Below are 24,338 nucleotides of genomic sequence, written 5' to 3' on the forward strand. Positions count from 1 at the left end.
GCGCAGTCTGCCCCTAGCGGGATGCCCGCCTCGGCCCATCCTTCTCGGCATTGCTCTGCTCGACGAGCAGGGCGCGATACTCCTGCGCGGACGCGATCCGCGGTGCGAACAGCAGCGCGATGAGGTAGGCCAGTCCGAGCAGCCCTCCGGTCAGCAGCAGGAGGAAGAACGCGATCGTCCGCAGCCAGTCGACGCGAAGCTCTGCGCGCGTCGCGAGGCCGAGGCACAGGCCGGACAACATCCGACCTTCGTCGATCCTGCAGAGGACGGGTGCCCGCCGCTGTGGCACTGACCTTGGCGACTCGACCGGCCCGAACTGTTCGAGAATGCGGGCAATGGTGTCGTCGTCGAGTTCGGCGCCGGAATCGAGCGCTGCGCGCAGGTGGTCTCCGAGATCCGCCTCGATGTCGCGCAAGACGTCGTCGCGATCGGGATCGTCCTGCCCGTCGGTGCGCGCCCTGCCGAGGTAAGAGAGAATCCGAGTCTTCGCGGCCGGCGTCATCGGGAATGCGCCGGCGTGGCCGGCAAGAGCGAGATGATCCATCATCGTCCGATCGTTTCGAGGAGCGTGGTCAGGGATTGGAAGTACTCGCGAAACTCCCGGAGCTGAGCTCGTCCCGCGTCTGAGAGCGAGATGTATTTGCGAGGCGGTCCGGTAGGAGATTCCTGCCACTCGTGGACAACGAGCCCGTCACGTCGCAGACGACTCAGCAATGGATGGAGTGTTCCTTCTTGCACGGGGAAGTCGGCGGCGCGTAACGCTTGCCCGATTTCCCCGGCGTATCGCTGTTCGTGCTCGACCGCGGCGAGCACGAGCGGTTCGAGCATGCCGCGCCGAAGGGCGGCCAGCTTGGCATCCATAACTAGGTACCGTACTACAACAAGGTACCTGCACCAACCCCGAAGGGTCGGCCGCCACTCTTTTGCTCACCTGCCGCCCCCGCCACCTCAGTACGACCGCGTCGCCTCCTCCTGCGCCGCCCGCGGGATGAAGGAGTACCAGCGCAGCTTGAGCGCCTCCATCACGCCGCCCTCGCGCACCACGACCTCGCGGGGGACGAGCGCCGCAGCGATCCCCGTGGTGACGGGCACGGCTAGGACGAGCCCGATGCCGCTGCACAGCGTCCTGACCACCTCGGCCGCGAGGTCCTCCTGCGACAGGAGGCTGAGCGCGGAGCGGTCGTAGAGATAGAGCACGACCAGCACGACCATGGCGGCTCCCGCGTACGCGAACGCGATCGTGTAGATCGTCGACGCGATGTGGTCGCGGCCGATGCGCATGGCCCGCGCGAACAGCTGGCGGCGGGAGAGCTCCGGGGAGGCCGCGCGCAGCTCCCACACGGCCGAGGCCTGCGTCACCGTCACGTCGTTGAGCACGCCCAGTCCGGCGATCACGATGGCGCAGGTGAGCAGGCCCCGGAAGTCGATCTGGGTGGCGCCGGCGAGCATCCCGCCGACATCCCCGCTGACGCCGGTCAGATGCGTGGAGTCGACGGCGAGCTGGGCGATCCCGGCCGTCAGCAGGATGCCGAACAGCGTGCCGAGCAGGGCGACCGTCGTGCGCACCGACAGTCCGTGCGCCAGGTACAGGGCGACGAACATGATGGCCGATGCCCCCACGACACCGACCGCGAGGCCCGGCCGGCCGGAGATCAGCGCGGGCAGCACGAACTGGACGATCATGAACGCGGTGAAGCCGAGCGCGACCAGCGACATCAGACCGCGCAGCAGACCGACGGCGACGACGACCGCGACGAACAGGAGCGTCCACAGCAGTAGCGGGCTGTCCCTCACCACGCCGTTCACCGTCACGCCCTGCGGGGCGTCCCCCTGACCCGACTGGGCGGAGGCGCCGGAGACCTGGGGCGGGACGATCAGCTCCAGCTCGTCGCCCGCGTGGACGCCGGCGGTGGCCCACGGCCACAGCAGCGGCACCGCCAGGGTCTTGCCCGCGTCCTTCCCGTTGAGAACCTTCACAGTGGCGATCTGGCAGGCCCGCGTGTCGCCGGGCTTCGACGACGCCGAGCCGGAGGAGAAGTAGCCGGGGCAGTCCTTCGACAGGGCGACGATCCGTCCCGTCGGGAAGGTGGTTCCGGGCGCCGCGAACTGGAGGCCGGACGACGCGGAGGCGACCTTCGACTGGTCGGGCCACAGCAGGGCGAGCCCTGCCACGGTCGCCAGCCCGGCCACGATCAGGATCGCCGCGACGACGGCCCGCAGCGGACCCCGGGCGCGCGGCTCGCGGCCCGACCGGCCGTGCGAATGGACGTGGGCGTGCGCCATGGGACCTCCGGAGTGCAGAGTCGTCTCCCCGGTCGGGCAACCGGGGCGGTCGCATCATCGCACGCGATCTTGTACTGTCGCCGATCAGGGGCCCGAGCTCGAGGAGTGGATGCCGTGAAGCACCATGACGACGCCGTCGACGCCTTCGTCCGGTCGGTCGCCGACGATCCGACGGTGGTCGGCGTCGTGATCAGTGGGTCCGTGGCCAGGGGCACCGAACGCGCCGACTCCGACGTCGACCTGTACCTGATCGTCACGGAGGACCGCTGGCGCGAGGCCGCCGAAGCCCGGCGGCTGATGTTCACGAGCGTCGACGGCATCGGCTACGACGGCGGGTACTACGACATCAAGCTGGCGACCCTGTCGTACCTCGACGATGCCGCGGCCCGCGGGGACGACCCCGTCCGCGACTCCTTCGCCCACGTGCGGGTCGCCTTCAGCCGCGTCGACGACCTCGGCGAGCGCCTGCGCCGGATCGCGGACGTGCCGGACAGCCGCTGGGACGACCTCTGCGCCGGTTTCGTCGCGCAGTGCCGGCTGCACGGCGGCTACTTCCTGGAGCAGGCGCACGAGCGCGGGGACAGGATGCTGCTGGCGCACGCATCCACCCACCTCGCGACCTCGGCGGCCCGGGCGCTGCTCGCCCACAACCGCGTCTTCTTCTCCGGCCCCAAGTACCTCGCGGCGCTCACCCGCACCCTGCCGGACAAGCCGGTGGGGTTCGACGGGATGCTGACGGCGCTGCTCGACGACCCGACACCGGCGACCGCGCGCACGGTGATGGACGCGGTGGAATCGACGGTCGGAGCCCTCCTGCCCGAGGAGGAGACGCTCTCCCGCTTCGTGCTGGACAACGAGCTGGCCTGGCGGACGGGACGCAGCCCGGTCGAGTACCGCTGACCGCCGCGCGCTACCCCTCGACGGCGGCGACGCCGCTGTCGGCCGTCGCGAGTCGCTGCCGGAGCTCGGCCAGCGATTCGGCGGGGATGCGCACCTCCCCGCGGTACAGGACCGTCCTCACTTCGCCGTTGCGGATCGCAGCGTGAATCCGCAGCTCCGGCACCCCGGCCCGCAGGGCCGCGGCCGCCGGCAGGAAGAAGTCCGGGTCGTCCATGGCCGAACGGTAGCACCGCGCCCGACAGTCGGCGACGGGAGGTTCGCCCAGGCGCCCATCGGGTGCGACGGCGCCCATTACCCCCGTCTCGCGTCGCCGTCTACCCGGCGGCGCGAACCCGTGGAATCCCGGAGGATATGGGGGTGAGCAAACCCCCGGCCCCGATCCCGCTGCTGCTGGAGAGGTACCGGCCGGAGCGGCTGCTGGCGCGCGGCGGCTCCTCGATGGTCTTCCGGGCTCGCGACGAGAACCTCGGCCGCGATGTCGCGATCAAGCTCTTCTCCTCGGGCAGCCAGGACGACCTCGCGCGGTTCCGGGCCGAGGTCGCCGTCCTCGCCGGCCTGCGGCACCACGGCGTCGTCTCGATCCTCGACGCCGGCGTCGACGACTCGTCCCCCGAGGACCCGCGGCCGTTCCTGGTCATCGAGCTGGTCGACGGCTCGACGCTCCGGACGCTGCTGGAAGGGGAGGCCCTTTCGACCCGGCAGATCGGCGAGGTCGCGTTCGAGGTCGCTGAGACGCTCGAATACGTCCACGCACGCGGGGTCATCCACCGGGACGTGACGCCGGCGAACATCATGATCGTCGACTACCGCACGCGGTTCTCGCGTCCGCGCGCCAGGTTGACGGACTTCGGCATCGCCATCCACGCCACGCATCCTCAGGAGTTCACGGAGGAGACGTTCGGCACCGCCGCCTACCTGAGCCCCGAGCAGGTGCGGGGCGCGACACTGACCCCCGCGTCGGACATCTACTCGCTCGGGCTCGTCCTGCTGGAGTGCTTCACCAGAACCGTCGCGTTCCCCGGAACCCCGGTGGACTCCGCGCTCGCCCGGCTGGACCGCGATCCGGAGATCCCCGGCTCCGTCCCCGAGCCGTGGAGGGCTCTCATCCAGTCGATGACGCAGGCGGAGCCGTCGCGCAGGCCGTCCGCGGCGGATGTCGCGACCGCGGCCCGCACCGCCCTCCGGGCGGACCCCGACGACGAGAACGCCTGACGGGACCTACCCCGCCAACGCCCCGATCGTCGGCACGTCGAACACTGCGGCCCCCGGGAGCCGGGCGTTCGCCGCGGCGACATCGGCGGCCGCAGCCAGCGCGTCGCTGAGGCCGCCACCCGCGTCGAGCACGGCGACGAGGCCGGCGAGGTAGCAGTCCCCGCTGCCGACCGGGAACAGACCGGGTCGGGCCACCGGCGGCGCGGTCACGCGCTCGCCGTCGGCGGCGAGCGCGAACGACCCGGCCTCTCCGTCGGTGACGACAGCGATCCCCGCACCCCGGGCGAGGAGGGCGGCGGCCGCGGCCTCCCGCTCGCCCCGGCCGGTCAGCTCTTCGGCCTCCGACCGGTTCACCTTCACCAGGCGCGGCCGCGCGACCTCCAGGATCGTCCCGAGCGCGGGGCCGTGCACGTCCACCGCCAGCAGCACCCCGCGATCGACCTCGGCCGCGAGCAGGTCGGCCAGCGCACGCGGGTCCACCGCAGCAGGCACGGCTCCGGAGAGCGTCAGCCACTCCCCCGGCCGCGCCTGCGCTGTGCGCTGCGCGACCTCCGCCAGAGGCACGTCGAACGCCGTGACGGGTTCGTAGAACTCGGTCAGGGTGCGCGCGGTGGTGTCGCTCGCGGTGACGCACATGCGGGTCTCCACCGCCGACGGGATGCGGTCGACGCGGACGCCGCTCACGTCCAGCAGCTGCGCCACCAGGTCGCCGATCCTGCCGCCGAGCGGTGCGATCGCGCGCACGGGGACGCCCAGCAGCGTGAGCGCCCGTGCCACGTTGAGCGACTTGCCGCCGGCGGAGCGCACCACGACCGGCGGACGGTGGATGCCGCCGAGCCGCACCTCGTCGAGGACGTAGACAATGTCGAGTGCGGGCGTCAGCCCGAGCGTGTGGACGGTCACGCGAGCACGCCCGCGAGGTCGCCGCGGGTCGCCTGCGCACCGGTGCCCCCGCGTCCACGCACCGACAGCGAGCCGGCGACGGCCGCCCAGCGGACGCGGTCCTCCTCGGCGGTCACGTCCGCGTCGAGCGCGGCGAGGTAGCCGGCGTCGAAGCTGTCCCCGGCGCCGGTGGTGTCCACCACGTCCAGGACCAGCCCCGGCGCCGCGGCGACCCGCTCGCCCCCGGCGAAGACGATGCCGCCCTCCGCCCCGGCCTTCACCACCACGCGGCAGCCGAGCAGGGAGAGCGTGGAGGCGGCCTCGTCCCGGTCGGTCTGCCGCCGCCCGGCGACGGCCGAGCCGATCGCGAGCGCCTCCTCGCCGTTGGGCAGGAACACGTCGACGCGCCGGAGGACCTCCTCCAGTCCCGTCCACTTCTCGGCCGGGTCCCAGTTCGTGTCGAGGCTCACGGTGACGCCGCGGTCCGCCAGCCCGTCGAGCACCCCGGGCAGCTCCGACGCCAGCCCCGGCTGGAGGAAGTAGGAGGCGACGTGCACGTGCCGCGGCCGCATGCGGTCGACCGCGGCGAGCACGGCCTCGGCGGTCAGGGCCGGGATGGTGCCGGGCAGCGTCAGGATCGCCCGGTCGTGCGGCTCGGAGAGCACCACCGAGATGCCGGTCGGGAGGCTCGCGCTGGTCTCCACCGCCGAGACGTCGACGCCGCCCTCGCGCAACCGCTCCAGCACGAACGCACCGAACGGATCGTCGCCGACGACCGCTGCCAAGGCGGTGCGCACCCCGAGCCTGGCCAGCCCGTGCGCGACGATCGCGGCGCTGCCGCCCAGCAGCAGGTCGGCGCTGTCGAGCAGCTGCTCGGCCTGTCCGAACCGCGGGACCGTGTCGCCGGTGAGCAGCAGGTCGGGGTTGGCGTCTCCGACGACGAGCACGTCCACCGTGCGCGAGGCGCTCATCCCTTGAGCCCGGAGAAGGTCATGGTCGCCACGAAGTGCCGCTGAGCGAACAGGAAGAACAGGATGAGCGGCAGCGTCGCGACGACGTTCCCGGCCATGATGAGGCTCCAATCGGTCTGGTGGGCGCCCTGGAAGTTCGCGATGCCGAGCTGCAGCGTGAACGCCTGCTGGTTGTTGATCGCGATGAGCGGCCAGACCAGGTCGTTCCAGGCGCTCAGCAGGGTGAAGATGGCGAGGGTCGCGAGCGCCGGCCGCGCGAGCGGGAGCACGATGCGGAAGAAGATCTGCCAGCGGTTGCAGCCGTCGATCGCCCCGGCCTCCTCCAGCTCCGCCGGGAGGGTGAGGAAGAACTGGCGCATCAGGAAGATGCCGAACGCGGTCGCGAGCCACGGCACGATCGCCGCGCCCAGCCCGTTCAGCAGCCCGAGCTTGGCGAACAGGATGTAGGTCGGGATCATCAGCAGCTGCGTCGGGATCATGATGGTCGCCAGGATCATCAGGAAGCCGACGTTGCGCCCCGCGAAGCGCAGCCGTGCGAAGCCGTAGCCGGCGAGCGAGCACAGGACGAGGTTCGACACGATGGCCACCGCCGACACGATCGCGGTGTTGCCGAGCCACAGCAGGATGTCGGTCTGCCCGAACAGCTTGACGAAGCCGTCGAGCGTGAAGTGCGAGGGGATGAACGGGGGCGGGAAGGCCACCAGTTCCTTCGCCGGAGAGAACGCCGCGAGCGTCATCTGCAGGAACGGCACCAGGAACAGGATGGCGATGGGGAACAGCACGAAGTGCCAGCCGCTCATCCTCGTCCTGCGCCCCGCGGGACGCGTCGGGCTGTCCGCCAGCTCACGGGAGGCCTGCGAGACCTCGTCGAGCACGGTCGCCATCAGAAGGCCTCCGATCCCCGGCGCCGCTGGAAGACGACGACGCCGATCGTGATGAGCAGGGTGGCCGCGAAGAGTACGTACGCGGCGGCGGAGCCGTAGCCGAACTGCAGGGCGTGGAACGCCTTGTCGTAGAGGAAGTAGACGATCGTCTTGGTGGCGTCGAGCGGGCCGCCGCGCGTCGTCGTGTACACCAGGTCGAACAGCTGGATGGCCTGGATCGTCTGCCAGATCGCGACGAAGACGGTCACCGGCGCGAGCTGCGGCCAGACGATGCGCCAGAACGTCTGCCACCGGTTTGCCCCGTCGATGCGCGCCGCCTCGATGAGGTCGGCCGGCACATCCTGCAGCGCCGCCAGGTAGATGACGGTGGTGAATGCTGCCGACCCCCAGAGCGACATGATCGCGATGACGAGCATCGCCTGCTTCGGATCGTCGAGCCAGCCCTGCTGCGGCAGGCCGAGCACGCGCAGCACGTTGTTCACCAGGCCGAACTGCGGGCTGAACAGGTACGTCGACAGGATGCCCGTGGATGCCGCGGAGGCGACGAACGGGACGAAGATCGCGGTGCGGTAGAAGCCCATCCCGCGGATGCGCCGGTTCAGCGCGACCGCGAGGAACAGCCCGAGCAGCACGGAGGCGGGGACGAACAGAACGGTGAAGCCGAGCGTGTTGACGACGGCGTTGCCGAACTCCGCGTCGGTGACCAGGTCGGCGTAGTTCTGACCGCCGACCCAGGTCGCCTGGCTGAAGCCGTCCCAGCTCTGGAACGACAGCACGAAGGCCCAGATCGCGGGGAACACCGAGAGTCCGAGGATGATGATGGTCGCCGGGCCCACGAAGCCCCAGCCGGTGAGGGCCGCGGCCCAGCCCTGACGGCGGCGCGCCTTCCGCGGGCGGGCGACGTCCAGCGATGCCGCCCGCCGCGACAGGGCGGGAGGGGTGGTGTCTGCCATGCCGGTTCCCTCCCTCACGCCTACTTCTTGTTCAGGGCGGCGTCTGCGGTCTTCGCCGCCTGCTCCAGTGCGGCCTTCGGCTCGCCGTCGCCCTGCAGCACCTGCGAGATCGCCTTGCCGATCGCCACCGAGAGCGCCGCGTACCCCTTGGTGGTCGGGCGCGTCTCCTTGACGTTGGCGGAGTTGGCGACGAACACCTCGTAGCCGGGGTACTCGGCGCTCTCCTTCTTCACGGCCTCGCTGTCAGCCTCCGAGGAGCGTAGCGGGAGGTTGCCGATCGCGACATTGAACCGCTCGTCCTGCTCCGCGGAGGTCAGCCACTCGGCGAACTGGGTCGCCCAGTAGGCGCGGTTCTTGTCCTGGTGGTCGAACAGCGCCCAGATGTCCGGGCCGGAGGCGGTCTGGTGGTCGCCGTTCGTGCCGGGAAGCTGGACGACGCCGTAGTCCGTGCCGCCGGTCTTGAGGTCGGAGAGCTGCCAGGGACCGGAGGTGATCATCCCGATCCGGTTGCTGGTGAAGAGCTGGCCGAACTTCACGTCGGTCTGGTCGAGATAGACGCTCTTGTCGTCGACGGCCATCTTCTGCAGGAAGGTCAGCGCATCCACACCGGCCTGCGAGGCGAACTCGGACTTCGTGGCATCCTTGTTCAGGATCTGGCCGCCGTTCTGCCACAGGTGCGGCCAGAACTGCCAGGTGGTCTCCTCGCTGCCCGAGACGGAGTACGCGTAGCCGTAGACGTGGTTCGGGGTGTCCGTCAGCTTCTTGGCCGCTGTGCGGAAGTCGTCCCAGGTCCAGTCGTTCGTGGGATATCCGAGCCCGGCCTTGTCGAAGAGGGTCTTGTTGTAGAGGAGGCCGATGTTGTCGACCACCGCCGGGAAGCCGATGACCTTGGTCCCGGTCGGCTGGGCCGTGCCGCGCGCGGCCGCCGTGAACTCGTCCCACTTCACCTCGGGCTTCTTCACCTCGGCGGAGATGTCGAGCGTGCGGCCGGAGGCCTCCAGCTGACCGGCCCACGACCCGAACGCGTACGACATGTCGGGATACTGGCCGCCCGCGAATCCCGCGGAGAGCTTCTGCAGGAGCTGGTCCGTGGAGGAGGCGCCGGGCGAGAGGTCGACGGTGACGTTCGGGTGCTGCTTCTCGAACTCCTTGGCGAGCGCCTCGATCTCCTGCTGCGCCGCGTCGGCCTGGCCGGACCACACCTCGATGGTCACCTTGGCCTTCGGGTCCAGCGTCGTGGCCCCCGAGGAGCCGCTGCAGCCGGCCAGCGCGATGAGGACGGCGGTCGCCGCCGCTGCTCCCGTCGTGCGCAGCATCCGGCGACGCAGCTCACTCCGGCCGTGCCGTTTCTTCGGTGGAATCGTCATCGTTGTCCTCATCTCGGGTGTGTGCGGTGCCGGTCGAGTGGCTGGACGCGGGCGTGTGGGGCGCCCCCGCGGCTCAGCCGAGCACGATCGAGCGTGTCAGGTGCCTGGGGTTGTCGGGGTCGAGACCACGGTGTGCAGCGATCGCGACCGCGAGGCGCTGCGCGTCGGCGAGCTCGACGAGCGGGTCGTGCGTGCTGACGCGAACGGTCGCGCCGGTGCGCTCGATGTCGGCCGGGAGGCTGGGCTCGGCCGGGCCGATGATCCAGACCAGGGAGCGCTCGTCGGCGACGGCCAGCGGGCCGTGCCGGTAGTCGAGGGCCGGGTAGGACTCCGACCACGCCTGGGCGGCCTCCCGGATCTTGAGCGCCGCCTCCTGGGCGAGGCCGTAGGTCCAGCCGCTGCCCAGGTAGACGAAGTGCGAGAGCCGCTCGGTGTCGACGTCGAGCGGGAGGGCCAGGGCCGCCTCCGCCTGGTCGGGGAGGCCCGCGACGTCCTCGCCGAGTGCGGCGCGGGCGAGCAGCAGGAACGTGGTCGGGAAGCGGGTCTGCACCACCGACTCCTCGTCCGCGAAGTCGAGCAGCAGCACGTCGTCGACGCGGTCGGCGACCGGGGAGTCGGCGACGCCGGTGACGGCGATCGTGCGCACCCCCTCCGGCAGCGCGTCGAGCGCGTCGATCACCTCGGTGGTGGTGCCCGAGCGGCTGAGCAGCACCACGGCATCGTAGTCGCGCCACGGCCAGGGCTCCGAAGCGTAGGCCGCGTCGGTCATCCCGAAGCCGGCGCGCTCGCGCAGCGCGGCGAACGACTCGGCGAGGTAGGCCGAGGTGCCGCAGCCGAGCACGAGCACGCGCTGGCCGGGCAGGGTGAGCAGCTCGGCCGCGCGAGCGCTGCGCGTCTCGAGCGCCTCACGCCAGATGGCCGGCTGGCTGGCGATTTCGCGGGAAGTCAGTGTCACGTCTGGTGCTCCTGGTGTCATGTGCGGTGCGCCGCCCGGGTGGTGGGCGTTGATTTATCATTGGCGCACACTGAGCGTTTGACAATAAAGATGTGCAGATCGATCATTCAGATTGATCGTTTGCACAAATCCCCCGCCGTTCCAGAGAGGTTCCGATGACGCACGCCCCCGCTCCCGACCCGTTCGACCTGCGCTTGAAGGACTGGGCGCCCCGCAGCCAGCTGCGGGCGGCCGCCACCGAGGTGGCCGAGCCCGCCTTCCCCGTGATCGATGCGCACAACCACCTCGGGCGCTGGCTGACGCCCGACGGCGGCTGGATGATCCAGGACCCGGGCGCACTCGTCGCGCTCCTCGACGAGTGCGGCGTGGGAATGGTGGTCAACCTCGACGGGCTCTGGGGCAACGAGGTCACCGCGAACGTCGAGCGCTACGACCGCGCCCACCCCGGTCGCTTCGTCACCTTCTGCCAGCTGGAATGGGAACGGCTGGCCGAGCCCGACGGCGAGCGGGCGCTCATCGCCTCCCTCGACGACAGCGCGGCCCGGGGCGCCCGCGGCGTGAAGGTCTGGAAGAGCCTCGGGCTGACCTTCCGCGACGCCGACGGCACGCTGATCTCGCCCGACGATCCGCGGGTGATCGCGGTGCTCCGGCATGCCGGCGAGCTGGGGCTGCCCGTGCTCATCCACACCGCCGACCCGATCGCCTTCTTCGAACCGCTCGACCGTCACAACGAGCGCATCGACGAGCTCGTGGGCGTGCCGGAGTGGTGGTTCGGCGACCGCAGCGTCCACCCGACCTTCGACCGGCTGATGGACGCGCACGCCGCGCTGGTGCTCGCCTGCCCGGGCACGATGTTCATCGGCGCCCACGCAGGCGGCTCGGCCGAGGACCTCGACCGCGTCGAACGGCTGCTGGCGGCAGCCCCCAACTACACGATCGACACCGCCGGGCGGATGGCCGAGCTCGGCCGCCAGCCGCGGCGGTTCGCGCGCCTGGTCGCCTCCTACCCCGACCAGGTGCTGTTCGGCACCGACATCTACCCCGTGACGGCGGAGCAGTACCGCCTGCACTACCGCTTCTTCGAGACCGCCGACGAGGGGTTCTCGTACGACCCGGGCAGCGAGGTCCCCGGTCAGGGCCGCTGGGATGTGTCGGCGCTCGCGCTCGATCCCGCGCTGCTCCAGCGCGTCTACGCGGGCAACGCCCGCCGCGTCCTGAACCTGTGACGCGGAACCGCGTGGTGGCGGCGGCTCAGGCCGCGGCCACCACGCGGCAGAAGCCGGCCACCAGCTCTGTCATCGCGCGGCGCGCGGTGGCCGTGTAGCCGCGCGGGTCGACCGCGTCCGGCTGCTCGGCCAGCGCGGCGCGCAGAGCGGCGGTGTAGGCGACGTTGAGCGCCGTGCCGACGTTGACCTTCCGGATGCCCGCGGCCACCGCCTGCGCGATCACGTCGTCGGCGACACCGGACGAACCGTGCAGCACGAGCGGCACCGGCACGGCCTCCCGGAGCCGGGCGATCAGCTCCAGGTCGAGCTGCGCCGAACGGTCGCGCATCGCGTGCGAGCTGCCGACCGCCACGGCGAGGGCGTCGACGCCGGTCGCCGCGACGAACGACGCCGCTTCCGCCGGGTCGGTGCGGACGCCCGGCGCGTGGGCGCCGTCCTTCCCGCCGATCTCGCCGAGTTCGGCCTCCACCCAGACCCCGGCGTCGTGCGCGCGGGCGACCACCTCGCGGGTGGCGGCCACGTTCGCGTCGTAGTCGAGCTTCGAAGCGTCGAACATCAGCGAGCCGATGCCGAAGTCGGCGGCCCGGGGCAGCACCCGCGCGACCAGCTCGCGGTCCTCGATGTGATCGAGGTGGATGGCCAGCGGGGTCCCGGAGGCGGCGGCCGCCTCCCGGCAGGCCGCCAGCAGGGGCTCCGGCGCGCCCCGGAAGGCGATCGCGTTCTCGCTCAGCTGCAGCAGCGCGGGCGCCCCGGCCGCCGCTGCACCGGCGGCCACGGCCTCCACATGGTCGAGCGACAGGACGTTGAAGGCGGCGACGGCGCGACCCGTCCCGACCGCGGCCGAGAGCAGTTCCGCCGTGCCCGCCGGGCTCATCGGCCTGCGCCGGCGCCGGCCCCCACCGGAGCCGGGACCTCCAGCGTGCCGCCGAGCGCCACGGGCAGAAGGGCGGAGTGCCTCTCGGTGAGCTCGTCGCAGAGCGCCCAGATCTGCTCCGGCGTGAGCGACGACGACGCGTTCGGGTCGGTCAGCACCGCACGCCGCACCAGCTCCGGGTCGCCCGTGCGGGCCGCCTCGATCGCGAGCTCCGCCACCGAGAGATAGGTGCGGTTGAGCGCGGCACCCTGCACCGGGATCGCGCCGAACGGCAGCGGGTGCACGCCGTCCGCGTCCACCCGGCTCGGCACCTCGACGACGGCCCCCTGCGGGAGGTTGTCGATCAGCCCGTGGTTCACGACGTTCGCGTGGATGGTGCGCTCGGTGCCCGTGAGGATCGAGTGGATGACCTGCGGGGCGTACTCGGCGGCGCCCTCCTCCAGCTCCAGCGCCTCCCCGGCGGCGAGCGCGGCCTTGGCGTGCTCGAACTCGGCCACGTTCTCCTCCGAGATGCCGACGTACTCGAGCGGACGCAGCCGGAAGCGCTCGATCTGCTCCGGCGAGCGCAGGAACCAGTCCAGGTACTCGGACGAGTGCTCGCTCGTCTCGGTCGGGTAGTAGCCGATGCGGGTGAAGATCTCGACGCGCACGCGGCGGCGCAGCTCCGGGTCGCGCTCGATCGCCTCGCGCAGGCGCGGGTACAGGTCCTCCCCGTCGCGCGACCACTCGACCAGCCAGGCCTGGTGGTTGACCCCGGCGGCGCGGTAGTGGGTGCCCTCCAGCGGCACGCCGATCAGCTCGCAGAGGTCGTGCACGGTCCAGTAGACGCTGTGGCACAGGCCGACGGTCTTGATGCTCGGGGCGACCACCGACATCCACCAGACGTTCATGGCCATCGGGTTGGTGTAGTTGAGGAACCACGCGTCCGGGCAGAGTTCGAGCATGTCGGCGGCGATGCCGGACAGCACGGGGAACGTGCGCAGGCCGCGGAACACGCCGCCGACGCCGGTCGTGTCACCGATGGTCTGCAGGAGGCCCGCGGCGGCCGGGACCTCGAGGTCGACACGGGTGGCGTCGATGCCGCCCACCTGGATCATGTTGATCACGAAGTCGGCGCCGCGCAGCGCCTCACGGCGGTCGAGCGTCGCGGTGATGCTCGCGGTGCGGCCGAAGCGGCCGGCGACCTGCTCCGCGGTGCCGCGCGCCACCTCCAGTCGCTCGGCGTCGATGTCGTGCAGCACGATGTCGAGCACGGGGAGGTCGTCGAAGCGGTACAGGTCGGCGAGCAGCTGACGCGTGAAGACCACGCTGCCCGCACCGAGGAAGACAATCTGAGGCATGCTGCGATCCTGCGATACGGTGTGCGGTCCGCGCAACGAAATGAGCGATTCGGGGCTAAAGTGATCAAGCAGATTGATTGCTTTGCTGTTCGCTTGACGTTCGGCCCACCGAGAGGACCCCATGGCCGCCCCCAGCGCCGAATCCCTGATCGCCCGCGTCACCTCCGGGCGACGCGCCCAGCGCATGGTGTCCATCCTCGACCTCGTCTCGGAGCGCGGAACGATCGGCCTCGCCGAGCTCTCCGAGACGCTCGGCATCTCGGCGGCGACCGCACGCCGCGACCTGTCCGACCTCGCCGACCAGCACCTGATCGTGCGCACCCACGGTGGCGCCTCCGCAGTGGAGCAGGGCCGCGAGATCCCGGTGGCGCTGCGGGACACGCGGTTCCAGGAGGCCAAGCGGCTGATCGCGAAGGCGATGGTGCGGCGGCTGCCCGCAGAGCGGTACGTCGTCGCCCTTTCCGGCGGGACCACCACCGCCAGCGTGGCGCGGGCGCTCGCCAACCACCGCGACATCGCCGTGGTGACCAACTCCCTCTCGATCGCCGGGCTGCTCTCCGGCTACCCCGGCGTGCGGGTGATCATGACCGGCGGCTTCCTGCGCCCGCAGTCGCTGGAGCTCGTCGGCGCGCTCGCGGAGAGCACCTTCAACGCCGTCAACGTCGGCACGGCCATCCTGGGGGCCGACGGCATCAGCGCCGCGACCGGGGTGACGACCCACGACGAGACCGAGGCCCGCACCAACCGCGCGATGGTCGCGAAGGCCCAGCGCACGGTCGTGGTCGCCGACGGCTCCAAGATCGGCAACGTCGCCCTGGCGCAGATGGCCGAGATCGATCAGGTCGAGATGCTGATCACCGACTCCAGCGCCGACCCCGCGCAGCTGGACCTGCTGCGGGAGGCGGGCGTGGAGGTCGTCATCGCCGATCAGGAGTAGCGACTCCTAGCCAGGACGATGCGCCGCGTCGCCACGGCTGAAGGATCGCACTGGAGCAGTTCCCAATTCGCCGCGGCGTGCCTGGCAGTCCTATCCGCCTGCGCCCGCACCGCCGTCTTGGCGAAGTGCCTTCAACTGCGTGCGCATCGCCTTCCTGATAATGCTGTGCGACTGCTGGTCTCTCAACTGCTCTTGGTAATTCGAGCCTCCCCGATCAGTGCGTAACCACCGAACAAACGCCTCCGCATCTGCACGTAGGTCGTCGCTCGAGATTTCATCGCACCACTCCTCGGCAAGATCTGCTTCTTCGTAGAACGCATGAGTCTGCTGCTGAAAATCGTCGGTCGGAACGACGACGCGCGAACTGTAGTGAACCCAGCGCTGCAGCAACAGGTTCACGCCGAATGGAGAGAGGGACGCCACCCTAGTTGAAAGTTCACCGGGTTTAACAACGTAGAGATCGTCAAAGTTAGCTGCGTAGTGGCCGGAGGCATGAGAGGCCAGCTTCAAATCAGGCAGCGGCATCAAGTTGAAGTAACCGGTAGACCACTCCTCCTCGGATATTTCCTTCCGCCTGGAGACCTCCGCCACAAGCACTTGCCAGCCAAGGTCGACCCCGTTTGTCCGCATTGAGCATGGATGCTGCAACACGATTACAGATCGTGACTTCACCTTTCCGGTCTTGCCGGGGAGCTGGAGACCCTCGAAAACGTCCCCCGTAAAGATCGGGCGGGTGGCCGAAACCTCGTCGCCGCGCGCGCGATAGAGGGAAGCCGTTCGAGGCGCACCCTCCTCGAACGGTGCTTCAAGGTTTCTTCCCAAGTGTCACCCCTTCATGCGAATGGATCGGTTTCCATCCCCGGCTTCGAACACTTCGAACTCGGACCGATAGTGCTCGCGCCAGTCCGGCTCAAACTGGCTAAGCAGCGACTCGGGATCGGTGTGTCCGCTGGCATATTCGAACACGAGGTCGGCGCGTTCTCTCGCGTAGAAATCGATGGGCGTGAGCGGAGCTGACATCGTTATGGGCATCTCGAACCAGGATGCGATCTCATCGACCATATAGTGACCCGCGATCAGGTCGCATGCAGCCAATAGATTCGCCAATTTCTGCCGACTTTCCCCGGACGCTCTCTCGCCCTTACGCCACTTCTGAACGGCCGGAACGCTGACCCCAAGCAGGCGCGCAATATCCCTCCAAGCGAAACCCAGATCAGCAAGTTCGCCCAACATTGTTGCGACACTCGACTTCGCTCGAGTAGCGGCTGCAGTTCGCCACTCGACGTCGTGGGTGCGTTGATGAAGGTCTTGATAGTCCTGATTCAGTACACGAGCCTCGCTTCGGTTACCACCGACCTCTTCCGTGAGCCGAGCTGCGGTAAGCCTCGTTTCGGTAAGAACAGGCGCAGGAATCGATTCACTGGCTGTTCCCTTCTGAGTCAGCGCACTTGCCACTGCAGCGTTCCCAACCCCGGAGTTAGCCATTCCGAAGAACTTCCCTTCTAAGTCGCTCTGAGATCATGCTTTCAAATACCCCGCCCACTGGTTTATGGAGAAGGTCCGCCTGCTCTAGCAAGACGCCTACCTCAAATTCCGGAACTTCCTCCCCGGCCTGCCAGAAGCTGTCTATGTCGAGCTTGAAAAGGGGCCCTGGGGGTGGGAGCGGCCGCCGCAGGTCGGATGTCGACTGCACCGCGTACTGGTCTTGCGCGCCGTATCTCAGCACTAGTGCAGTATTCTCGGCACCCGAATAGACGACCAAGCCTTCGTTGGCCACGGGCGATAGACCCAATTCGCTTTCCACCTCGACCGGGCCAAGCAGAGCCGAATTAATCCACTGATTCCAGTCCGGACGCTGACCGCTATTGGCCAGCGGTACTCGAATCTCGTCGATGTAGCGCAGTCCAATGCGATCTACGCCAGCAGGCCGCTCAACGCTAGCTCTCGCCTCAAGAGCACGATGGAAGAGGCTTTTCACCCGCTCGTAGCTACCGTATTGCGTTGTCTCTAGTACCAGCGCGTTCTGCCGAACCGTGAGCGCAGTTCGCTTGTCCCTGGTCGTCCATCGAGGGAGGGACACGACCTGCTGAACCGGCTGGGCAGCTCCTTGAAACTCGACTGATACCTCGCTAATTTCCCCTGGCAACGGGAAGATGTCGCGAAGCAACCCGCTCATTTGAGTCACCTGTCTGCGATCCAAGGGCTCGCACTGCGTATGCCGAACCTCGACAGCCATCAAGACAATCGGCGCGTTCGGGTAAACCTCTCGGGCCTTCACACAAATGATGCTACCGAAACTGAAACCGTTTCGACAACCCCGCAGATGGGGTTCAAAACGCCGCGAACCCCTGACCTTAGAACACCGACCCCTTACCCCGGTCTCACGCCCCCGTCTACCCGGCGGCGGGAACTCGCGGAAACCCGGAAGATGTTGGGGTGAGCAAACCCCCGCCCCCGGTCCCCCTGCTGCTCGGCAGGTATCGGCCCGAGCGGCTGCTCGCACGCGGCGGATCGTCGATGGTGTTCCGCGCCCGCGACGAGAACCTCGGACGGGACGTCGCGGTCAAGCTGTTCTCCTCCGGCAGCCACGGCGATGTCGCGCGGTTCCGGGCCGAGGTCGGCGTGCTCGCCGGCCTCCGCCATCACGGTGTGGTGTCGATCCTCGACGCCGGGGTCGACGACTCCTCTCCGCAGGACCCGCGACCGTTCCTCATCGTCGAACTGGTAGAGGGCGACACCCTCCGCGGCCTGCTGGAAGCGGGCCCGCTGTCGACCCGGCGGATCGGCGAGGTCGCGTTCGAGGTCGCGGAGACGCTCGAATACGTGCACGCGCGCGGTGTCATCCATCGCGACGTGACGCCGTCGAACATCATGATCGTCGACTACCGCACCCGGTTCTCGCGTCCCCGGGCCCGGCTGACGGACTTCGGACTCGCCATCGACGCCACACAGCCGCAGGAGTTCACGGAGGAGACGTTCGGCACCGCCGCCTACCTGAGCCCCGAGCAGGTGCGCGGCGTCGCACTGACACCGGCGTCGGACATCTACTCGCTCGGCCTCGTGCTGCTGGAGTGCTTCACGAGGACGGTGGCGTTCCCTGGGTCGCCCGTGGAGTCGGCACTGGCCCGGCTGGACCGGGATCCGGAATTGCCCGACAGCGTCCCCGAGCCCTGGCGCACTCTCCTCCGGTCGATGACCCTCGCCGACGCGTCGGACAGGCCGTCCGCGGCGGACGTCGCGACCGCAGCGCGCGCGGCGCTGCGGTCGGACCGGGAGAACTCCTCCGATCTCACTCCGTCAGGTCGTGGAGGGTGACCCCTCCGACGGTGGTCGCCGTGAAGTTCTCCTCCACCCAGCTCGCGATCTGACTGGACGCGTCGCTGCCGCCGTTCGACCGGCCGACACCGCCCGAGATGAAGTAGTGGATCTTCCCCTCGGCGACATACTGCTTGAACTGCGCGAGCGTGGGCGACGGGTCGGAGCCGTTGAAGCCTCCGATCGGCATCACGGCCTCCTGCGTCGCCAACTGGTAGCCGGCGGCCGAGTTGGAGCCGACCGCTGCCGCGACCCACGTGTACTTCGAGGCGTCGGCCTTCAGGAGGCTGCTGAGCTGGGAGCTCACGGTGCCGGAGTCGAGGAGGCCGCCCATCCCGCCGCGGCTGCCGCCGCCGTTTGTGCTGCCGCCGGGCGCTCCACCCGTCGCGCCGCCCGGGATTCCGCCGGCCGGCGGCGCGCCCTGGGCGCCGTTCGGCGCACCGCCGAAGCCGCCCTGGCGCGGCCTCCCGCCCCCGAATCCGCCCATCGCGCCCGACACGGTCGGTCCCGCCGTGACGATCGAGCCGGTATGCCCGGTCGTCACCGTCTGCAGGGTGTACGCCGTCGGCGCCAGCAGCGCCCCGACCAGAGTCACGGCGATGGTCGCGCCCGACAGCACCCGGCTGCGCGGGGGAAGGAGCAGCAGCACGGATGCCGCGAGCGCGACGATGAGGACCACGACCTTCAGCCACGGCAGCCACCCGGTCGCACGGTCGAGCAGTACCCAGGCCCAGACCGCGGTGCCGAGCATCGTCACGGCGGAGAGGATGCGGACCCAGAGCGTCTCACGGGACGCCCAGACGGCCGAAGCGCCGATCGCCACCACTCCGGCGAGCGCGGGAGCCAGAGCCACCGTGTAGTAGGCGTGGAAGATCCCGGCCATGAAGCTGAACGCGAGGGCGGTGACGATCAGCCAGCCTCCGAACAGCAGGAGCGTGGCCCGGCGGGCGTCAGTGCGGGCGAGCTTCCGGCCCAGCACCAGGGCGACGACGAAGAGGACGAGCGCGGCCGGCAGGAGCCACGTGATCTGTCCGCCGATCTCGTTCTCGAACAGCCGGAGGATGCCCGTCGAGCCCCACATCCCGCCTCCTGCCGCACCTCCGCCACCGCCTCCGCCGGTGACGCTGCCGGTCTCGTTCCCCGTGAGCCGCCCGAGCCCGTTGTACCCGAAGGTCAGCTCCAGGAAGCTGTTCGTCTGCGAGCCGCCGACGTACGGCCGCATCGAGGCCGGGACGAGCTCGACCACCGCCACCCACCATCCGGCCGCGACGACCACGGCGCCCAGCGCCGCGAACAGGTGACCGAAGCGCTTCGCCCACGACACGCGTGCCGCGGCGAGGTACACCCCCGCCAGCACCGGGAGGATGAGGAAGGCCTGCAGCTGCTTGGTGAGGAAGCCGAAGCCGACCGCGACGCCGGCCCAGATCACCCAGCGGATGCGGCCCGACTCGATACCCCGCAGGGTCAGGTAGGTCGCGAGGGTGAGCAGCAGCACGAGCAGCGCGTCCGGGTTGTTGAACCGGAACATCAGCGCGGCCACCGGCGTCAGGGCCAGGACGCCTCCGGCGAGCAGCGAGGTGCGAGCGGAGAAGGTGCGCCGCACGGTCAGATAGACGAGCCACACGGTCGCGACGCCCATCAGCGCCTCCGGCACGAGGATGCTCCACGAGCTGAGGCCGAACAGCCGCACCGACAGGGCCATGATCCACAGGCTCGCCGGCGGCTTGTCGACCGTGATCGAGTTGGCGGCGTCGCTGGAGCCGTAGAAGAAGGCCTCCCCGTTCACCGAGCCGGCCTGCACGGCGGCGGAGTAGAACGAGTTGGCCCAGCCGCTGGCGGCGAGGTCCCAGAGGTAGAGGAGGGCGGTGACGGCGAGGAGGCCGAGCAGCGCCGGGCGCTCCCAGGCCGCGGCGTCCTCCCGCCCGCGAACGAACCGGCGGAGGCCGGAGCGGAGGCGGCCGCTCAGCGGCTGGGCCGTGGCTCCGGCGGGAGCCGCCGAGGCGTCTGGCGCGGTGGTCGGCGTGGATGCGGTGGTGAGAGACATGGTCACTGCTCCGTTTCGGTCGGGACGAGCACGCGGGCGGGGTCGGAGGGTCGGTCGGCGTCAGCGGGATGCGGCGGAGTGGTTCGCCCGCGGCCGGCCCGGAAGACCCAGAGCCGCAGCAGCACGAAGCGCAGCAGCGTGGCGAACAGGTTGGCGGCGGTCAGCACGATGAGTTCGACCCGGGTGGATGCACCGGGCGCGGTCGCGTGGAGCACGGCAAGCGAGCCGCTCGTCAGTGCCCAGGCGATCCCGAAGACGATGAGGCCCTGGAACTGGTGCCGCACCATCCCGGGCTTCCCGCGCACGCCGAAGGTGAAGCGCCGGTTGGCCCAGGTGTTGGCGACGGCGGTCAGCAGCAGTGCGGTGAAGTTGGCGGCCTGGCCGCCGAGGACACCGGACAGCAGCAGGTAGAGCAGGCCGTAGGCCGCGGTGGAGAGCACGCCGACGATCGCGAAGCGCACCACCTGGCCGACGAAGCTGGGAGGTGACGGCGGCGCGAATGGGCGGCGCCCGAGCTCCGCGTACACCGCCTCCAGCGGGATGCGGCTGCGCGCGATGTTGGTCCCGACGCGCACCATCCCCTTGAGGTCCTCGCGGGCGGTGCGCACGATGTCGACCGAGCTGTGCGGGTCGTCGACCCAGTCGACCGGGATCTCGTGGATGCGCAACCCCGCCCTCTCGGCGAGGATCAGCAGCTCCGTGTCGAAGAACCAGCCGTCGTCCTCGACGAGGGGGAGCAGCCGTTGCGCCACCTCCCGGCGGATGGCCTTGAAGCCGCACTGCGCGTCGGAGAAGCCGACCGCCATCGTGCGGCGCAGCAGCAGGTTGTAGCTGCGGGAGATGAACTCGCGCTTGCCGCCGCGGGTGACCCGCGATGTCCTCCCGAGACGCGTTCCGATCGCCAGATCGGAGTGGCCGGAGAGGAGCGGCGCCACGAGCGGCGGCAGCGCGGCGAGGTCGGTGGAGAGGTCCTCGTCGAGGTAGACGAGCACCTCGGCGGGAGAGGAGCCCCACACCGCCTTGAGGGCTCGACCGCGGCCCTTCAGCGGCAGGTGCACGGCGACGACGTGCTCCAGCTCCGCGGCGAGCGCGTCAGCGAGCGCCGGCGTCGCGTCGGTGCTGGCGTTGTCGGCGATCGTGATCCGCCAGCTCTCCTGCACCGCGCCGGTCAGGTAGCGGTGCAGCCGGCGGACGGATGTCTCGAGCGTCGCCTGCTCGTTGTACACGGGCACGACGATGTCGAGGGCGAGGGTCGTTGGCTGAGACATGCCAGCAACCCTGTCGCCGTGACATAACCGTGACCTTTCGCACGGTTATGTCCCGGCGATGGGTGTTCTCACCGCTTGCTATGCGGAGGCAGTCACTCCGCTGGGAGCAGCAGCGCTGGTGTCGCTCAGCTCCTCGAAGGCGGACTCGAGGGCGTCGTTCTCCGCGTCCTTCTCGTCCGTCACCCCCGTCTTGACGATCTTCTTCTCCGCATTCGTGAGAAGCGCCCCGACATCCAGCCCCTTGGGGTCCACGGCGACGATGAGAAGGCCGGCCTGTCCGGACGACAACGTCTTGCCCATCTCCTCCACGGTCTCCTTGGGGATGTTCCGGTAGAAGTGACCGATGAGCCCGCCCGCACCGGCGAGCGCGCCGGCGCCGGCGACCGCCCCGGCACCCGCGCCGGCCGCGGCCAGGGTGGTGATCCCGAGCGGCGGCACGAGCACCACGAGCGACGCGCCGATGATGGCGCCTCCCCACGCGAAGTGCTTGGCGGTGGAGTCGTGGCGGTCCACGACCAGCTTGCCCTCATCGTCCTTGGCGATGACGGCGATGGCGAGATGGTCCAGCTCGCCCTGATGCTTGGCGCCCCGGATGATCTCGTAGTCCTCGACCGCGGCATCCCTCGAGGCGTAGGTGGCGACGGCGACCGTCGTCGGTTTCGTTGACATGATTTTCTCCTCCCTCACATCCGACGCCGCAACGGTACGACCGGCGGCGGCCGCCGGCGCGGGCCGAAGGTCCCCCGCCCGCGGCAGGTGAACGCGCCCGGCGGGTCCGAGCAGGCACCCGCTCGCCTCGGTCAGGTCGTGCGCATCAGCTCGACGGTCGCCCGCGTGCCTCCGCCGGGTCCGGAGGCCAGGCGGACCGAGCCCTGGTTGCGCTCGACGAGGGCGGCGACGATCGCCAGCCCCAGGCCGGTGCCCGGGACGGCCGCTCGTTCCATGCCGGGGGCGCGGTAGAAGCGGTCGAACGCGTGCGCCAGCTCGTCCTCGCTCATGCCCGGTCCGGTGTCCGACACCACGATGGTCGCCGTCGTTCCGGAGGCGGACGCGGAGACGGTCACCGTGCCGCCCTCCGGGGTGAACTTGACGGCGTTGGAGAGGAGGTTCGTCAGGATCCGTCCGACGTCGGCGGCATCGGCCACGGCGACCCCCGCCCGCCCGTCCACCCTGAGGGCGATCCGCTTCTTGGCGGCGACGACGCTCAGCTCGCCGATGGTCTGGTCGATCTGCGCGTCCAGATCGACGTCCTGCCGAGCGCCGCCCTCCGACTTTCCGTCCGCTGCGCTCAGGGTCAGCAGGTCCTCGACCAGGGACCCGAGCCGCGCGGCGTTCCGGCCGATCACCTCGATCCAGGAGCGCTCCTCGCTTCCGAGCGAGTCGCCGTCGGCGAGCAGCTCGCAGAAGCCGATGATGCTCGTGATGGGGGTCCGCAGCTCGTGGCTCGTCGTCGCGACGAAGTCGCCCCGCTGGCGTTCGAGGTCGATGCGCGTCGAGTGGGCGGCCTCCTGCGCCTGTTGCGCAGCGAGCGTGGCCGCCTGCAGACGGAGCGTCTCGGTGACATCGACGAGCTGAACCGCGAACCGGTCCGCCTCGTCGGGTATCGGGTTGGCGGCGACGGTGAGGGTCCTCTCCCCCGAGGGCAGGGTCACGGATCCGGCACCGGCGAGGGCGGCTCTCGCCGCGTCGGCGATGGGCCCGTCCCAGAGGGTGCCGCCGTCGGAAGGGAGGAGCTCCGCCGCCGTGCGGTTAGACCAGACGATGCAAAGGGACCCGGTCTCCGAGCGCTCGGCGATCAGGAGGCCGACCGCGGCTTCGACGAGACTGCCCGAGAGCAGGCGGGAGGTCGCGACGAGCCGGCGGTTCGACGCGCGCAGCTCGTACTGTGCGGTCGCGAGCACGACGGCGAACCCGGCGAAGGTCACCAGGAAGACCTCCGCCAGCCCGGCGCGCTGGGCGAAGTCCAGGGAGGGCAGGTTGTACGGTCCGCCGCCCGCGATCGTGAGGCCGAGCATCGCCACGGACGCCAGCAGCGTCTCGGTCACCACCACGCGGATGGGGAACCGGAACGACGCCCAGGCCAGGACCGGGTACGGGATGAACGAGAGGGACAGGTGGACGGACGGATGGAACACCAGGCCGATCACTCCGGCCAGGATCGCCGCCTGGACGACCATCTCGGTCACGGTCGCCCGCACGGGCAGCGGCGGCGGGAGCAGCCCGAAGGGGGCGATCATCAGCACGGCTGCGGCGTGCGAGGCGGCGACCAGCGCCGCCGTCGGGAAGAAGGAGACGCCGTCGAGCACGGCGACGGTCGAGCCCGCAAGCGCACCGATCACGATCGCGCCGCAGACGACCGCGAGGACGAATCTCGCTGCCGCGGCCAGAGTGCGCAGAGTCGGGTCGCCTCTTCCCAGCGAGAGCAGTACAGCGAGAACGACGAGCGCCTCCAGCGCGTTGGCCACTCCGAATGCGGCGGCGACCAGAGGCGGACGCCCGGCGACGACGTTCGCGAGCGCGGTGGTCAGCAGGATCGCTCCGAGCGCCCACACCTGTTCCCGCCGCGTCCGGACGACCAGCACCAGCAGGACGGACAACCCGGCGGCAGGCCACCAGACGGCGACGGAGCTGTGCGTCGGAGCGAACTCCACGCCGAGGATCGACGTCGCGAAGATCAGGACGAGCGCGACCGCCCAGCCCCACCAGGGAAATCTCGTCGAGAACCACGATCGCCTCGCGGGTTCGGCGAGGCTCGCATCCATGGCGAAGTCGCTCACACCATGGACGGTACCAGCCTGCGAGCAGGAGACCCGGCTCCCGCCGAGCGAGGAATCCCAAAGGGCTTTGCCAGCGTTCACCCACGCCACGTAAGAATCCGCCAAGAATCCGCGACGAACCTGGAGGCAGGTGATTCGAAACGGAGGCAC

General features: G+C 70.0%; 24 protein-coding genes. 5 read left to right on the plus strand and 19 right to left on the minus strand.

Features of this window, described 5'->3' with window-relative positions:
• Positions 1–13: 13 nt before the first annotated feature.
• From HNO83_RS02275 to HNO83_RS02285, 3 genes are all read right to left on the minus strand, one after another.
• Positions 14–547 (minus strand): PspC domain-containing protein, encoded by a 534-nt coding sequence (locus HNO83_RS02275; RefSeq protein ID WP_175335861.1) that lies wholly within the window; start codon positions 545–547, stop codon positions 14–16.
• Positions 544–861 carry a PadR family transcriptional regulator gene (locus HNO83_RS02280; RefSeq protein ID WP_175335862.1) on the minus strand — a complete coding sequence of 106 codons (318 nt, stop codon included), beginning with the start codon at positions 859–861 and terminating at the stop codon, positions 544–546. The genes HNO83_RS02275 and HNO83_RS02280 overlap by 4 nt, the downstream gene beginning before the upstream one ends.
• Positions 862–948: 87 nt before the next feature.
• Positions 949–2,283 (minus strand): YibE/F family protein, encoded by a 1,335-nt coding sequence (locus tag HNO83_RS02285; RefSeq protein ID WP_175335863.1) that lies wholly within the window; start codon positions 2,281–2,283, stop codon positions 949–951.
• A 114-nt stretch (positions 2,284–2,397) separates the two neighbouring features.
• On the opposite strand from HNO83_RS02285, the gene HNO83_RS02290 reads away from it, so the two are divergent.
• Entirely contained in the window at positions 2,398–3,183 is a 786-nt protein-coding gene (locus HNO83_RS02290) for a nucleotidyltransferase domain-containing protein (RefSeq protein WP_175335864.1), read from the plus strand.
• Positions 3,184–3,193: 10 nt separating this feature from the next.
• Here HNO83_RS02290 and HNO83_RS02295 read toward each other — a convergent pair whose 3' ends face one another.
• Positions 3,194–3,397, minus strand: coding sequence for a hypothetical protein (locus HNO83_RS02295; RefSeq protein ID WP_175335865.1), 204 nt, complete (start codon positions 3,395–3,397; stop codon positions 3,194–3,196).
• A 143-nt stretch (positions 3,398–3,540) separates the two neighbouring features.
• Here HNO83_RS02295 and HNO83_RS02300 point away from each other — a divergent pair, with 143 nt between their 5' ends.
• Complete coding sequence (locus tag HNO83_RS02300; RefSeq protein WP_175335866.1) at positions 3,541–4,395, plus strand: serine/threonine-protein kinase; 855 nt, start codon at positions 3,541–3,543, stop codon at positions 4,393–4,395.
• Between the two features lie 6 nt (positions 4,396–4,401).
• Here the strand turns inward: HNO83_RS02300 and HNO83_RS02305 are convergent, their stop codons facing one another.
• From HNO83_RS02305 to HNO83_RS02330, 6 genes are all read right to left on the minus strand, one after another.
• Complete coding sequence (locus tag HNO83_RS02305; protein WP_175335867.1) at positions 4,402–5,298, minus strand: 1-phosphofructokinase family hexose kinase; 897 nt, start codon at positions 5,296–5,298, stop codon at positions 4,402–4,404.
• Positions 5,295–6,248 carry a carbohydrate kinase family protein gene (locus HNO83_RS02310; protein ID WP_175335868.1) on the minus strand — a complete coding sequence of 318 codons (954 nt, stop codon included), beginning with the start codon at positions 6,246–6,248 and terminating at the stop codon, positions 5,295–5,297. Before HNO83_RS02310 ends, HNO83_RS02305 begins: the two co-directional genes overlap by 4 nt.
• Positions 6,245–7,132: a carbohydrate ABC transporter permease gene (locus tag HNO83_RS02315; protein WP_175335869.1), complete on the minus strand. Its 888-nt coding sequence runs from the start codon at positions 7,130–7,132 to the stop codon at positions 6,245–6,247. Before HNO83_RS02315 ends, HNO83_RS02310 begins: the two co-directional genes overlap by 4 nt.
• Complete coding sequence (locus HNO83_RS02320) at positions 7,132–8,085, minus strand: carbohydrate ABC transporter permease (protein WP_175335870.1); 954 nt, start codon at positions 8,083–8,085, stop codon at positions 7,132–7,134. Before HNO83_RS02320 ends, HNO83_RS02315 begins: the two co-directional genes overlap by 1 nt.
• A gap of 20 nt (positions 8,086–8,105) precedes the next feature.
• The gene (locus HNO83_RS02325) at positions 8,106–9,452 is read right to left on the minus strand and encodes an ABC transporter substrate-binding protein (protein ID WP_217498562.1); all 1,347 of its coding nucleotides are present in this window, start codon (positions 9,450–9,452) and stop codon (positions 8,106–8,108) included.
• A gap of 73 nt (positions 9,453–9,525) precedes the next feature.
• Complete coding sequence (locus tag HNO83_RS02330) at positions 9,526–10,407, minus strand: SIS domain-containing protein (protein WP_175335871.1); 882 nt, start codon at positions 10,405–10,407, stop codon at positions 9,526–9,528.
• Between the two features lie 155 nt (positions 10,408–10,562).
• Here HNO83_RS02330 and HNO83_RS02335 point away from each other — a divergent pair, with 155 nt between their 5' ends.
• Positions 10,563–11,633: an amidohydrolase family protein gene (locus HNO83_RS02335; RefSeq protein WP_175335872.1), complete on the plus strand. Its 1,071-nt coding sequence runs from the start codon at positions 10,563–10,565 to the stop codon at positions 11,631–11,633.
• Positions 11,634–11,658: 25 nt separating this feature from the next.
• Here HNO83_RS02335 and HNO83_RS02340 read toward each other — a convergent pair whose 3' ends face one another.
• The gene (locus HNO83_RS02340; protein WP_175335873.1) at positions 11,659–12,507 is read right to left on the minus strand and encodes a class II fructose-bisphosphate aldolase; all 849 of its coding nucleotides are present in this window, start codon (positions 12,505–12,507) and stop codon (positions 11,659–11,661) included.
• Positions 12,504–13,847 (minus strand): alpha-galactosidase, encoded by a 1,344-nt coding sequence (melA, locus tag HNO83_RS02345; protein ID WP_175335874.1) that lies wholly within the window; start codon positions 13,845–13,847, stop codon positions 12,504–12,506. Before melA ends, HNO83_RS02340 begins: the two co-directional genes overlap by 4 nt.
• A 121-nt stretch (positions 13,848–13,968) precedes the next feature.
• On the opposite strand from melA, the gene HNO83_RS02350 reads away from it, so the two are divergent.
• Positions 13,969–14,784 carry a DeoR/GlpR family DNA-binding transcription regulator gene (locus HNO83_RS02350; protein ID WP_175335875.1) on the plus strand — a complete coding sequence of 272 codons (816 nt, stop codon included), beginning with the start codon at positions 13,969–13,971 and terminating at the stop codon, positions 14,782–14,784.
• Between the two features lie 90 nt (positions 14,785–14,874).
• On the opposite strand, the gene HNO83_RS02355 is transcribed toward HNO83_RS02350, so the two are convergent.
• From HNO83_RS02355 to HNO83_RS02365, 3 genes are read right to left on the minus strand one after another with little or no spacing between them, the layout of a single operon-like run.
• Entirely contained in the window at positions 14,875–15,606 is a 732-nt protein-coding gene (locus tag HNO83_RS02355; RefSeq protein WP_175335876.1) for a hypothetical protein, read from the minus strand.
• A 3-nt stretch (positions 15,607–15,609) separates the two neighbouring features.
• Entirely contained in the window at positions 15,610–16,239 is a 630-nt protein-coding gene (locus HNO83_RS02360) for a helix-turn-helix domain-containing protein (RefSeq protein ID WP_175335877.1), read from the minus strand.
• 22 nt (positions 16,240–16,261) lie between these two features.
• Complete coding sequence (locus HNO83_RS02365) at positions 16,262–17,062, minus strand: TIGR04255 family protein (protein ID WP_175335878.1); 801 nt, start codon at positions 17,060–17,062, stop codon at positions 16,262–16,264.
• 158 nt (positions 17,063–17,220) lie between these two features.
• On the opposite strand from HNO83_RS02365, the gene HNO83_RS02370 reads away from it, so the two are divergent.
• Positions 17,221–18,099 carry a serine/threonine-protein kinase gene (locus HNO83_RS02370; protein WP_175335879.1) on the plus strand — a complete coding sequence of 293 codons (879 nt, stop codon included), beginning with the start codon at positions 17,221–17,223 and terminating at the stop codon, positions 18,097–18,099.
• Here the strand turns inward: HNO83_RS02370 and HNO83_RS02375 are convergent.
• The 4 genes from HNO83_RS02375 to HNO83_RS02390 all read right to left on the minus strand — a co-directional run bounded on the left by HNO83_RS02375 (position 18,074) and on the right by HNO83_RS02390 (position 24,188).
• Complete coding sequence (locus tag HNO83_RS02375) at positions 18,074–20,143, minus strand: glycosyltransferase family 39 protein (RefSeq protein ID WP_175335880.1); 2,070 nt, start codon at positions 20,141–20,143, stop codon at positions 18,074–18,076. The two genes, HNO83_RS02370 and HNO83_RS02375, sit on opposite strands and share 26 nt — an antisense overlap.
• 2 nt (positions 20,144–20,145) lie before the next feature.
• Positions 20,146–21,411: a glycosyltransferase gene (locus HNO83_RS02380; RefSeq protein WP_175335881.1), complete on the minus strand. Its 1,266-nt coding sequence runs from the start codon at positions 21,409–21,411 to the stop codon at positions 20,146–20,148.
• Between the two features lie 78 nt (positions 21,412–21,489).
• Positions 21,490–22,080, minus strand: coding sequence for a hypothetical protein (locus HNO83_RS02385; RefSeq protein WP_175335882.1), 591 nt, complete (start codon positions 22,078–22,080; stop codon positions 21,490–21,492).
• A gap of 131 nt (positions 22,081–22,211) precedes the next feature.
• A complete protein-coding gene (locus HNO83_RS02390; RefSeq protein ID WP_175335883.1) occupies positions 22,212–24,188 on the minus strand; it encodes an ATP-binding protein in 1,977 nt (658 codons plus the stop codon).
• Positions 24,189–24,338 lie beyond the last annotated feature (150 nt).

Origin of the sequence: Leifsonia sp. C5G2 (assembly GCF_013359685.1) — a bacterium.
Lineage (GTDB): Bacteria > Actinomycetota > Actinomycetes > Actinomycetales > Microbacteriaceae > Leifsonia.